Source organism: Mucilaginibacter sp. (genome assembly GCF_965201005.1).
Taxonomy (GTDB): domain Bacteria; phylum Bacteroidota; class Bacteroidia; order Sphingobacteriales; family Sphingobacteriaceae; genus Mucilaginibacter_A.
Map to the genome: position 1 here is coordinate 2125693 of NZ_OZ241747.1, position 13456 is coordinate 2139148.

The 13456-nt window shown below is 41.3% G+C and carries 10 protein-coding genes; 7 read left to right on the forward strand and 3 right to left on the reverse strand.

Going from position 1 to position 13456, the window contains the following annotated elements; translation table 11 throughout:
- Positions 1-2 precede the first annotated feature (2 nt).
- From ACOFKR_RS09870 to ACOFKR_RS09900, 7 genes are all read left to right on the forward strand, one after another.
- Positions 3-1277: an MFS transporter gene (locus tag ACOFKR_RS09870; protein ID WP_419800633.1), complete on the forward strand. Its 1275-nt coding sequence runs from the start codon at positions 3-5 to the stop codon at positions 1275-1277.
- Positions 1278-1308: 31 nt separating this feature from the next.
- Complete coding sequence (gene hemF, locus ACOFKR_RS09875; RefSeq protein WP_419800634.1) at positions 1309-2223, forward strand: oxygen-dependent coproporphyrinogen oxidase; 915 nt, start codon at positions 1309-1311, stop codon at positions 2221-2223.
- 311 nt (positions 2224-2534) lie between these two features.
- Positions 2535-5222 (forward strand): DNA gyrase subunit A, encoded by a 2688-nt coding sequence (gene gyrA / locus ACOFKR_RS09880; RefSeq protein WP_419800635.1) that lies wholly within the window; start codon positions 2535-2537, stop codon positions 5220-5222.
- Between the two features lie 6 nt (positions 5223-5228).
- Positions 5229-6341, forward strand: a complete 1113-nt coding sequence (locus tag ACOFKR_RS09885; protein ID WP_419800636.1) for a tetratricopeptide repeat protein — start codon at positions 5229-5231, stop codon at positions 6339-6341.
- A 6-nt stretch (positions 6342-6347) separates the two neighbouring features.
- Entirely contained in the window at positions 6348-7520 is a 1173-nt protein-coding gene (locus ACOFKR_RS09890; protein WP_419800637.1) for a tetratricopeptide repeat protein, read from the forward strand.
- A gap of 472 nt (positions 7521-7992) precedes the next feature.
- Complete coding sequence (locus ACOFKR_RS09895; RefSeq protein WP_419800638.1) at positions 7993-9603, forward strand: catalase; 1611 nt, start codon at positions 7993-7995, stop codon at positions 9601-9603.
- A gap of 91 nt (positions 9604-9694) precedes the next feature.
- A complete protein-coding gene (locus ACOFKR_RS09900; RefSeq protein WP_419800639.1) occupies positions 9695-10168 on the forward strand; it encodes an ankyrin repeat domain-containing protein in 474 nt (157 codons plus the stop codon).
- A 137-nt stretch (positions 10169-10305) separates the two neighbouring features.
- Here ACOFKR_RS09900 and uxuA read toward each other — a convergent pair whose 3' ends face one another.
- The 3 genes from uxuA to ACOFKR_RS09915 all read right to left on the reverse strand — a co-directional run bounded on the left by uxuA (position 10306) and on the right by ACOFKR_RS09915 (position 13416).
- Positions 10306-11493 (reverse strand): mannonate dehydratase, encoded by a 1188-nt coding sequence (uxuA, locus tag ACOFKR_RS09905; protein WP_419800640.1) that lies wholly within the window; start codon positions 11491-11493, stop codon positions 10306-10308.
- 94 nt (positions 11494-11587) lie between these two features.
- Positions 11588-12337 carry a LytR/AlgR family response regulator transcription factor gene (locus tag ACOFKR_RS09910; protein WP_419800641.1) on the reverse strand — a complete coding sequence of 250 codons (750 nt, stop codon included), beginning with the start codon at positions 12335-12337 and terminating at the stop codon, positions 11588-11590.
- A 68-nt stretch (positions 12338-12405) separates the two neighbouring features.
- A complete protein-coding gene (locus ACOFKR_RS09915) occupies positions 12406-13416 on the reverse strand; it encodes a sensor histidine kinase (protein WP_419800642.1) in 1011 nt (336 codons plus the stop codon).
- Between the last annotated feature and the right edge of the window lie 40 nt (positions 13417-13456).

A 13456-nucleotide genomic window follows, 5' to 3' on the forward strand; every position in this document is an offset into this window, starting at 1 on the left:
ATATGCCATCAGCATCTGCAAATAAGAGGAACATCATCTTTTTGGTCATCGTTGCCGCACTCGGTTATTTTGTGGATATCTATGATCTCGTGATTTTTTCGATTGTGCGCTTGCAAAGTTTTAAAGATATCGGCGTAAAACCCGAAAACATGCGCACCGATGGCGAATTTGTGCTGAACATGCAAATGGGCGGCCTTTTGCTTGGCGGTATTTTGTGGGGCGTTATTGGTGATAAATTTGGCCGGATCAAAGTGCTTTTCGGTTCAATTCTGCTCTATTCTGTTGCAAATGCTTTAAACGGATTGGTGCAAAACGTAGAAATGTACGCGATCGTCCGTTTTGCGGCAGGTATTGGTTTGGCCGGAGAACTGGGTGCCGGCATTACTTTGGTCAGCGAGACCATCAGCAAAGATAAACGCGGTTACGGGACAATGATTGTTGCCGTAGTTGGCCTTTTCGGTGCTGCTGTTGCGGCTACCGTTGCAAAACATTTTACCTGGCAAACCGCCTATTTTGTGGGCGGCGGATTAGGGGTTATCCTGCTTTTTTTACGTTTGGGGACTTTTGAAAGCGGGATGTTTAAACAAGCCGAACACAGCAGCGCAAGCAGAGGGAACATGCTGATGTTGTTTACCGATCGGAAACGGTTTTTTAAATACCTGTATTGTATTTTGATGGGCGCGCCGCTTTGGTTTGTCGTCGGGATTTTGGTTACCCAGGCCCCGGAGATCGGTAAAGCACTGCAATCACCAACAGTTTTAAGTGCCGGGACCGGGATTTTATATACTTATTTTGGCATTGCTGCCGGAGATTTGGCGGCTGGTATGCTGGCACAGCTAACCCGGTCGCGCAAAAAAACGATGATGCTTTTCCATGTTTTGTCGTTGGTCAGCGTATTTATCTACCTAAAAACAGTAGGCATTACCGAGCAACAATTTATATGGCTTTGTTTATGTATGGGTTTTTCCTGCGGATATTGGGCCACTTTTGTCACCATTGCTTCAGAGCAGTTTGGCACCAACATCCGGGCAACGGTTACCACTACGGTGCCCAATTTTGTGCGTGGCGCACTGATCCCGATTACTTATATCTTTGAAAAAATCGTAGCTCATTATGGCATTATCAATAGTGCACGCATGATGATGGTGGCTTTAATTGTGATTGCATTTTTCTCCATTAATCAACTGAAAGAAAGTTTCGACAAAGATTTGGATTATTTAGAAATTGATGAACTTAATCCAAACACAAACAATCCGGTCAACGTATCAATTAAATAAATTTCCATTTGGATAATTAAAATTTGTGCTGATGATTACGAAAGAACAGATTGCAGAACGATACCGCCTGATCCAGGATGAAATTTGTGCTGCTTTAGAACATATGGACGGCGGCGCAACTTTTGAGCAGGAAGTTTGGGAACGGAATGGCGGCGGCGGCGGCCGGACACGCATCCTGCAAAACGGAAACATCATTGAAAAAGGTGGTGTAAATTTTTCGGCTGTAGGTGGTGAGTTGTCCCATGTCCTGAAAAAATCCCTGAACGTAGATCAGGATGATTTTTTTGCGACCGGTGTTTCCATTGTCATTCATCCAAACCATCCGCTGGTGCCGATCATCCACATGAACATCCGTTATTTTGAAATGCCATCTTCTGTTTTTGGCGATAAACCGTTGCGCTGGTTTGGCGGCGGGATAGACCTCACACCGCATTATATCGTTGAGGAAGATGCACGGTTTTTCCATCGGCAGCTTAAAAATTGCTGCGATAGTTTTAACCCCGAATTTTATCCCCGTTTTAAAACCTGGGCAGATGAGTATTTCTGCATCAAACACCGAAGTGAAATGCGCGGGATTGGCGGTATATTTTTTGACCGCCTGGCCGCCAATGAAGAACTGAGCTGGAACGAAATATTTGAATTTTCGCAAGCTGTTGGCCGCACTTTTATCCCGATTTATGCAGAGTTGGTGAACCGCAACCGACATAAAACCTTTAGCCCGGAACAGCAGGAATGGCAATACCAGCGCCGTAGCAGATATGCCGAATTTAATTTGGTTTACGATGCCGGGACAAGATTTGGGCTGGAAACCAATGGCCGGATCGAATCCATCCTGATGAGTTTGCCACCGCAAGCCCGCTGGGTTTATAACTATCAACCCAAACCCGGAAGCGAAGAAGCCAAAACTTTAGGTTTGCTGCGCAAAGGGATTGACTGGGCAGGCTGATGAGATCCTTCTTTTATCGATCAAAAAAACCAAACTTGCTTTTTTAAAGTTTTCTTCGGATTTTCTCTACACAAGTTTTTGGTTGATAAAAGAAGCTTCGACCCAAAAACCGAACTCGATTTTTCAAGATTTTCTTCAGCTTTCTTGTACACCGGTTTTATACCGATAAAAGTAATATCTGATCTTCTTTTTCCGCTGTGATAATTGCTTTTTGATACTGTTTTTATCGGTATATTTTCGTAATTTCGCGTGTAAAATCGTGATATTTGGCAGGTTTGCCAGGTATTATTTTAAGAACCTATAACACAAAAATGGCCGAAGAAACAGGGAACGAACAACAGCCGGAAGACAGAATAATTCCGATCAATATTGAAGATGAAATGCGCTCTGCCTACATTGATTATTCTATGTCGGTAATCGTTTCCAGGGCTTTGCCCGATGTCCGCGACGGTTTGAAACCGGTACATCGCCGGGTATTGTTCGGTATGCTCGATCTGGGTTTAAATGCCACCAAACCTTATAAAAAATCTGCCCGTATTGTGGGTGAAGTAATGGGAAAATACCATCCGCACGGTGATTCATCGGTTTATGATACGATGGTGCGTATGGCGCAGGACTGGAGTTTGCGTTATCCGCTGGTTGATGGACAAGGGAATTACGGTTCTATTGATGGCGACAGTCCCGCTGCCATGCGCTACACCGAAGCCCGTTTGCGGCGGATTGCAGAAGAAATGCTGGCCGATATTAATAAAGATACGATTGATTATCAGCTTAATTTTGACGATTCGATAGAAGAACCAACCGTTTTACCTGCCCGTATCCCTAATTTATTAGTTAATGGCGCGTCCGGCATAGCAGTAGGTATGGCCACCAACATGGCACCGCACAATCTTAGTGAGGTGATTGATGCCACAATGGCTTATATCGATAACCACAACATTGAGGTGAGCGAACTGATGCAGCATGTTAAAGCACCGGATTTTCCGACAGGCGGAATTATTTATGGTGTGGAAGGCATCCGCGAAGCTTTTGAAACAGGCCGTGGTAGAGTAGTGCTTCGTGCAAAAGCCGAAATTGAAACTTACGGCCATGACCGTGAGCGGATTATAGTAAGCGAAATCCCTTATCAGGTAAACAAATCGATCATGATCAAGGCAACAGCCGATCTGATCAATGATAAAAAAATTGAAGGCATTTCTGATATCCGTGATGAATCCAACAGAGAAGGTATCCGCGTTGTTTATGAGATTAAAAAAGATGCAAATGCGGCCATCGTTCTAAATAATCTGTACAAATATACTTCGCTGCAAACCTCTTTTAGTGTCAACAACATTGCGCTGGTAAAAGGCCGGCCAATGCAGTTGAACCTGAAAGATTTGATTGCTTATTTTGTAGAGCACCGCCACGAAGTTGTGGTCCGTCGCACCCGCTTTGAACTGGCCGATGCTCAAAAACGCGCTCACATCCTGGAAGGTTTGCTGATTGCATTGGATCATCTGGATGAAGTAATCAGGTTGATCAGGAATTCTGGTACGCCGGACGAAGCCCGCGAGGGTTTGATCGCGCAGTTTGAATTGAGCGACATACAAGCCCGTGCAATCCTGGACATGACACTTCGCCGTTTGACGGGATTGGAGCGCGATAAAATCAAAGCTGAATATGCCGAACTGATGAAGCAGATCGATTACCTGAAATCAATTTTGGCGGATGAAAGTTTGCGGATGGAGATCATCAAAACAGAACTGCAGGAAGTTAAAGACAAGTACGGCGATAAGCGCAAAACCGAAATCATGCATTCCTCCGCAGAAATGATGACAGAGGATTTTATCGAGAATGAAGATGTTGTGATCACGATTTCGCGCGAAGGTTATATCAAACGCACGCCGCTAACGGAATATCGTACGCAAGGCCGTGGCGGCAAAGGTGCAATAGGCAGCAACAGCAGGGACGAAGATTTTATCGAACATTTGCTGATTGCCTCAAACCATAACTACATGTTGTTTTTTACGGAAGCAGGCCGCTGCTTCTGGCTGCGTGTTTTTGAAATCCCGGAAGGAACGCGTACTTCCAAAGGCCGCGCCATCCAAAACATCATAAATATTCCGAAAGAGGAAAACATTAAGGCATACATCAAAATTATCAATTTGAAAGACCGGGAATACCTCGAAAACAATTTTATAATTATGTGTACTAAAAAAGGTATCATCAAAAAAACATCGCTGGAAGCTTATTCCCGCGTGCGTTCCAACGGTATAAATGCCATCAATATCAATGACGGCGACCAGTTACTGGAAGCACGCCTGACAACTGGTAGCAGTGAGATTTTAATGGCATTGCGTTCCGGCCGTGCCATTCGTTTTAATGAAAGAACCGTCAGGCCGATGGGCAGAACTGCAACCGGCGTCCGGGGGATTTCTTTGGACAAGGACAACGATGAGGTTGTAGGAATGATCGCTGTGGACGATAAAGAAACTACGGTTTTAGTTGTATCTGAAAAAGGGTACGGTAAACGGACTGATATTGAAGATTACCGTGTGACCAATCGTGGTGGAAAAGGAGTGAGAACGCTGAACATTACTGAGAAAACAGGTTTATTAGTGTCCATAAAAGATGTAACCGACAAAGATGACCTAATGATCATCAACCGTTCGGGCATCATTATCCGTATCGCCATGAATACTTTGCGCTCAATGGGCAGGGCAACGCAAGGCGTAAGGCTGATTTCTTTAAAAGAAGGGGATTCCATCGCTTCTGTGGCCACCATAGAAAGGGAAGAAGAAGTTACTGCTGATATTGAAGAAGCAATCGAGCATTTGCAAGATGCAGAAAACCCGATGATGGATGGTCCGCGTACTACCGAATCTGAAAATGATGAAATTGTGCCGGAAGAAGATTTTGATAACGAAACAGAGGAAGAACCGGAAACAGAATCTGACGATGAAACATCAGCAGACAATGATTTTGATGAAGATGCTGACGAAAACGAATTTGAAAAATAAATGTTAATGATGGCCCGGAAGCTTCTTTTATCGGTACTTTTTTTGGTTGGGACTACATCTTTCGGTTTTTCGCAGTCCGAGCAACTGAAAGATGTATTTAACAACCTGGCTTTTTACAACCAAAAGCATGATTTAAAATTTTTAGCTGAAGCAAAAAAAGCAATCGATAAAGTTATCGTAACCAAATCTGATTCGGCAAACTTGTACAAAAGTATTTACAGAGCGGTGGTTTACACAACCATCCTGTCTTCAGATTCTGCCAATACGCTAAAAATGCCGGATAACTTTTTGAGTAAAACAAATATCTATGTTGATACTTTGCTCAAACGGCCAAAAGTATTCTCCTATTCTTCAGAGGTCACTTATATTAAGCGGAACCTGGCCAATACTTATATCAGAAAGGGATTTGCTGATCTGCAAAAAAATAGTTATCAATCTGCCATTACCAATTTTGATAAAGCCAGGAATATTGTCCCCGGTGCCGAAAATTTATCGGTTTATCTGGCCTACGCAACCAACAAAATGGGCGAACTGAATAAATCTGCTTCTTATTATGATCATTTGCTGGAGAATGATCGGCCGGGCGCAGAGGTGATTTTAACTGCTCAAAGAATTTACAAAACGTTGGGCGATACCACTAAAGCCTTAATTGCCATTGAAAAGGGCAGGAGGATTTACCCCGAAAACAAAAAGCTGCTGTATGAGCAAGCAAACATTTATAACAACAAAAAAGATTACGAGGCGTTAAGAAAATTGCTGGAAACGCTGATTAAAGTTAGTCCAGATGATTACGACATTAACTTTTTGGCAGCAGTTTGTTATGATCATTTAAACCAGCAAGATCAGGCAGAAAAGTATTATAAAAAGGCGATTCAGCTTAACCAAAGCAGTTATGATCCGATTTTTAACCTCGGTATTTTGTATATGAAAAAAGAGCTTGCCAGCCCGGACCCATCGGTACAAAAATATAATACAGCGATCAATCTGTTGGAAAAAGCAAATCAACTTAACCCGAACGATCCGGATTTTTTAAGGACTTTAAAATTAATTTACGATAAAACAGGCAACACAGAACAATCAAATAAAATAAGTACACAACTAAATCAGATCATTAATTAATTAACCATGAAAACAAAGTATGTAATAGCAAGTGCATTTGCGCTCGCGGTTTCTACAGCTGCCATGGCGCAGAAATCAGAGTTGGCCAATGCCAAATCAGAGTACGACAAGTTTAGCGTTGTACGTACCGGCAAAATAGCGTCCACCAGTTTAAACTCCGCAAAAGAAGCTATTGATAAAGCTGCCGCTAATGACAAAACAGCAGCTTTGCCCCAAACATATGCTTTAAAAGCAGCAATCTATGGTTCGCTGGCCGGAGATACCACGCAGCAATCCAGGGATAATTTAATCACCACTGCGCAGGAAGCTTACAAAAAAGCGGAGGCAGCCGACACAAAAGGGGAAAACAAAAAGCTATTGGAAGACACCAAAATTTCTTTGGCAAATTATCAATTGCAAACTGGTGTAAAACAATACCAAAGCGGCAAATACGATCAAGCGTTTGCTTCTTTTGACAATTACCGCCAGTATTTTCCGGAAGATACAAATGCCATTTTATATACCGGTTTAGCTGCTGCCAATGCCAAAAACAATGATGCGGCCATCAGCAATTATAAAAAGCTGGTAACTACCAAATATTCTAAAACAATGGGCGTTTATTCTGATTTGGCTTCCCTGTATCTAATGAAAAAAGATACGGCTTCTGCATTAAAAGTTATGGATGAGGCAACCAAAAAGTTTCCTAAAAATGCAGATTTAGCCAAGCGTGAAATCGAACTGAACATTCAATCCGGTAACAAAAAAGAAGTTTTACAGAAAATAGAAACCGCAATAGCTAATGATCCAAAAAACAAAACCTTGTATTATTATGCAGGCTTAACTTACTCATCTGCAAAGGATTATGTAAAAGCAGGAGAGTATTATCAAAAAGCTTTAGATATCGACCCTAACTATTACGAAGCTAATCTGAACCAGGGTTTTGTGATCATGAGTCCGGCAATTGATATTTTTAATGCAGCCAATAAACTACCGGCCAATAAACAAAAAGAATATACAGCGGCCATTGCAAAATCAAATGCCTTATTTACTAAAGCAGAACCATACATTGTTAAAGCAACGGAAGAAAACCCAACTTCTTTGGAAGCTTTAAGTAATTTGAAAACCGTTTATATCGGCAAAAAAGAGGATGCAAAAGCAGCAGCAGTACAAAAGAAAATTGATGCGCTGACTAAAAAATAGGCAGCCCAATTTTATACCATAAAAGAAGCATATTTAAAAGATATGCTTCTTTTTTTATATTAAAGTTTTTCGATAACATTTTGAATTTATTTAAAGATCATCAGGATTCTAATGCTTCTTTTATCACCTAAAATTTGGTGGTTTTGGTTGAAGCTTTTTAAAAAACAATTACAAAACAAAAATTACCTGCCTAAAAGAAGTATCGTAAATTTCCAAAAGTAGTTTAATCATTATTTAGGTTTTTATAACAATTATTTTGAAAATTTATGTGGTAAAAGAAGCATCGGAAATTACTACTTAACATAATATTAATTATAAGACATTTAATTTTTATAATACATTGGTTATAAACTTTTATTAAGATATAGATTTTATCTATTTAAAATAGATAATCCCAATTAACATTAATTTATAAAATGTAAATATTGACATTTCATAACCTTAAATTCGCTGTTATTAAAAATTACAAACTATGATTGATCAGCAAAAAAATTCGGCTGTCGAACCCGGCACAAACGAACCCTCCGGCGACAATATTTTAACAACCAGGCAAGGCCATCCGGTTTATGATAACCAGAACCTGCGTACAGTTGGAAACCGAGGACCGGCAACTTTAGAAAACTACCATTTTTTAGAAAAACTTTCCCATTTTGATCGCGAACGGGTTCCTGAACGTGTAGTTCATGCACGTGGTGCCGGTGCTCATGGTGTATTTGAAGCTTACGGAACAGTTGGCAATGAGCCGGCATCCAATTATACCCGCGCTAAGTTTTTGCAGGAAAATGGTAAGGAAACACCGCTTTTTGTACGTTTTTCTACCGTAATTCATGGCGGAAATTCTCCTGAAACACTGCGCGACCCTCGTGGTTTTGCCGTAAAAATGTATACTGAAGACGGGAATTGGGACTTGGTAGGAAACAATTTGAAAGTGTTTTTTATCCGTGATTCTATGAAATTCCCGGATTTGGTCCATGCATTTAAACCAGACCCGATGACCAACCGTCAGGATGGCGAGCGTATTTTTGATTTTATCAGCAATACACCTGAGGCGATGCAAATGATCACTTTCCTGTTTTCTCCCTGGGGCATCCCGGCAAACTACCGCCAGATGCAGGGTTCTGGCGTTAATACTTACAAATGGGTCAACGCTGATGGAAAAGCTGTTTTGATAAAATATCATTGGGAGCCGCTGCAAGGCATTAGAAACCTAACACAGGAAATGGCGGAAGAAATCCAGGGTAAAAACTTTAATCATGCTACCCAGGATTTATTTGATGCGATTGAGAAAGGCGATTTTCCTCAATGGGAATTATTTGTTCAGATTTTGAGCGATGATGAGCACCCGGAACTCGATTTTGATCCTTTAGATGATACCAAAATCTGGCCAAAAGAGCAATTTCCATGGCTTCCGGTCGGTAAAATGACGTTGAACAGCAACCCGGTAAATTATTTTGCTGAGGTAGAACAGGTAGCTTTTGGTACAGGCGTTTTGGTTGATGGTTTGGATTTCTCTGATGACAAAATGTTGCAGGGACGCACTTTTTCTTACTCCGATACACAACGTTATCGCGTAGGCACCAATTATCTGCAATTACCGATAAATTCCCCTCGAAAAAAAGCAGTTACCAACCAGCGCGATGGACAAATGGCTTATAATCAGGATTTAACAGCGGGCATAAATCCACATGTTAACTACGAACCTTCAACTTTACAAGGAATAAAAGAAGCACCAAAAACCGGTAAAGATTATACACCAATGTACAATGCCGCTTTGGTAAGAGAGAAGATCAGCCGACAAAACAATTTCGCACAGGCGGGAGATACTTACCGGAATTTTGAAGATTGGGAGCGAAATGATTTAATCAATAACTTGGTCAGCACGCTTGCACCAACGCAGCAACACATTCAGGATAAGATGGTTGAGTTGTTTACGCAGTGCGATGCAGATTATGGCAAACGCGTTTTAGAAGGTTTGGCGCAATTTAAAGCGATGAAAAACTCAGGTGATAGTAACGGTAATTCCCACAACAATCAGGCTGTACAGGAAGCCATAGAAGAATCTATGGAAGCAAAAGCGTATTAAGCATTTGTTTTTTAATTTTAAGAACTGTTTTTATTAAGGTAAAAACAGTTCTTTTTTTATAAGCTATTCTCTTTCCTATCGTTTTTAAATTATGGACAACAATTATCAACTCATTAATGCGGCCCGTATGGGTGATTTGGCACAAATAAACTCATTATTGAAGCAAAATGCGGAAATCAACTTTCAGGATGATAAAGGTTACACGCCCCTGATCATTGCCTGTTATAATGAACAGTTGGAAGCCGCCAAAATTTTAATTGCGGCCGGTGCCAATGTTGATGCGCAGGATTTTGGCGGAAACACGGCCTTAATGGGCGTTTGTTTCAAAGGTTATCCCGAAATTGCCGAATTATTGATTGCCAATGGTGCAAACCTGGATTTACAACATGGCAACGGCGGCACTGCTTTAATGTTTGCCACAATGTTTGGCCGAAATAAATTGGTAAAAATAATGCTGGACCATGGTGCCGATTTAACTATTCTGGAAAACCGCGGTTTATCGGCGGCAGATTTGGCTGTGCAGCAAGGCAATGTAGAAGCTTTGGAAATTATGGAAAAATACTGATCTGCCAAATTTACCCTTATAAAAGAAGCATCCGTTTAAATAGCGGATGCTTCTTTTACCATACTTTTTTTGGTGAAAACTTAATAAAATAGCTAATGCTTCTTTTATCATACTTTTTTTGCTGAAAATTTAACAGTTTAAATGCTCCGCTTAATGCCGAGTTCTAAACCGCGCAACTCCGCCAAACCTTTCATTCTGCCCGAAACAGAATAGCCAGGATAAGTATTGTAGTTAAAATCATCCAGGATTTTATGCCCATGGTCCGGCCGCATCGGGATGGCAACATCTTCCCGCCCATTGCTTTCCCGTTTTCGCTGTTCTAAAATGATGGCTTTCATCACCGCAAACATATCCGTACTTCCGCCCAAATGATCGGCTTCATAAAAACTGCCATCAGCTTCGCGCTGCACATTCCGCAAGTGTAAAAAATGAATATGCGCACCTAAACGTTCAATCATTCCGGGCAGATCATTATCGCCGCGCGCACCTAAAGAACCCGTACAAAAAGTTAAACCATTGCTTGGCGAAGGCGCGGCATCAATCAAAAACTTTAAATCCTGTTCGGTAGAGACCACGCGCGGCAAACCCAGAATCGGGAACGGCGGGTCATCCGGATGGATACACATTTTTACGCCTGCTGCTTCTGCGTCCGGCATAATCGCCTGCAAAAAATAAGCAAGGTTTTCCCTTAAAGCATTTGCGTCTGTTTGCGCATATTTTTGCAGATGTCCGCGAAATTCATCAATGGTATAAACGTCTGTGGTCCCGGGCAAACCGGCCATAACATTGTTGATCAATTGTGTTTTTTCATCGGCATTTAAACCGTCTAAATAAGTTTTTGCCGCTTGCTGTTGTTCCACAGAAAACTCCTTTTCGGCCCCTTCCCTTTCTAAAATATACAAATCAAATGCGGCAACGGCCGGTGCATGATAACGCAAAGCCGAAGCTTGGTTTGGCAACCGGAAATCCAGATTGGTACGCGTCCAGTCAAGCACAGGCATGAAATTATAGCAAACCGTTTTTATGTTTTCTGCAGAAAGGTTTTTTAGCGAAACAATATATTTTTCGATATATTGATCCCGTTCTGCAGAAGCTGTTTTGATACTTTCGTGGATATTTACGCTTTCCACCACGCTCCAGCACAGCCCGGCATCTTCAATTATTTTTTTTCTCTGGCTGATTTCTTCGCGGCCCCACTCCTCGCCGGCTTTTATGTGATGCAAAGCATTCACAATTCCTGTTACTCCGGTTTGGCGTATGGCAGCCAGACTTACGGGATCATTTGGCCCGAACCAGCGAAAAGTTTGTTCTAAATTGGCAATCATAACAAAAATGATTTATTTCAGCATAATTACCACAATTTTTTGACCGGTAAAAACAGTATTTCATTTTCTCTGAGTTGAAATCCGGGCAACAACTTCACTCCTGCTCCCTGATCATTTTTAAAAATCCGTCGCGGTAAGTTTCGCCAATCGGGATCGGTTGTTCACCGATGTAAACCTGGTTGCCGTCCACCATCCTGATCTTATCCACAGAAATAATATACGATTTGTGCACGCGGTAAAAAGGCGGCTGTGGCAGCTGCGTTTCCAGGTCACGCAGCGTTTGATAAGTAACCATGCGCTGCCCGGAAGTAAACAATGAAACATAGTTTTTCAAACCTTCAATATACAAAATATCATCGTAGTTTACTTTTAGAAACTTGTTTTTGCTTTCGCCTTTAATAAACATATAATCATTTGCCGAGCTGTTTTGCACAATTGGGTTTTCCTGGTTTGGAATAGATGGAATTGCATCCGATGCTGTTTTTACCGGCATAATTTGAGTGTGTGCTTTGTTAGCCGCTTTCAAAAACCGGTCGAATGCAATCGGTTTCAGCAGATAATCGATTACATCATGTTCGTAGCCGTCCAGCGCGTATTCCGGATAAGCGGTTGTCAGAATTACTTTGCATTTGCTGCCACACAATTTCAGGAACTGGATCCCGGTCAAATCCGGCATTTGGATATCCAAAAAAACCAGGTCGATATCGCCTTGCTGCACTTTCGTCAAAGCTTCGATTGCACTTGTTGTGGTTCCGACCAATTCTAAAAACGGGATTTTGCCAATGTAATCAGCAATAATTTTTGTGGCGTAAGCTTCATCATCAACGGCAAGGCAACGGATCATTATTTGAGTTGTGAGTTATACATTATAAGTTTAGTTGCAAGGTATAAAGTTTAGCCGAAATCAGATCGCTAAATGCTGATAACCAACGACGCTTTATAAGTTTGCCCGTTTTCCGAAACCAATAATTCGCTTTTGTTTGGATAAATCAGTTCTAATCTTCTGCGGATGTTAACCAAACCAACGCCGGTAGAAGGATCTTTCTGACTTTGGTTGATTTTATTGCTCACCGAAAAATCCAGCCGGTCGCCGGTAACTTTCAGGTTGATGCGGATGGGCCGTTGCGGATCGTTCACTACGCCGTGTTTAAATGCATTTTCTACAAACGGGATTAATAACAATGCGGCAACACGTTTCCCGGCAATGTCTCCATCGGCTTTAAAATCAACATAAAAACCTTCTTCAAAACGCAGTTGATAAATGCTGATATAGTTTTCAATATAATCTACTTCTTTCTGCAAATCCACCGTTCCGTCTGCACTGGCACTTTCCGTCAGCATGTAACGCATCATATTGGAAAGCTTGATCACGGCATCGGCCAGTTTATCAGAAACCGGATACGCCAGCGAATAAATATAATTGAGTGTATTATACAAAAAATGCGGGTTGATCTGGGTTTTCAAAAAAGCGAGTTCAGCCCGGGTTTTTTCTTCGCGGAGGGATTTATTTTCCTGTTCTTTTCGCAAAGCATTAAAACTGCTGTAAACGGCCATGCTTAGCACCAGTCCAGATGTTCCATAATACAGATTGTCAACAATATATGACTTTGCAGTATAACCATAATAATTATGGATATGAAAGATTTTGAACAGTACAACTTCTTCTAAAAGATACCTGGCAGCAATAAAAAATATAATCCCAAATAGAATCCCACCGATAAGTTGCGGAAGTTTATTCCTTTTTAAAAAATGCGGATATATCCAAAGATAAAAAATATAAAATTCTACAATTTTAACGGTCTGGAAAGAATAAGTAAACAGTTGACTACCGAAAGGACGAGGTTCAATCCAGAAACCAACGACAATATATAGCAGGTAAACCATCCAGCCGCCAATATGATAATAGATTTCTTTTTTCTTCATTATGGAATAAAAGTAAACCAAAACGGTACTTCAGACTAAA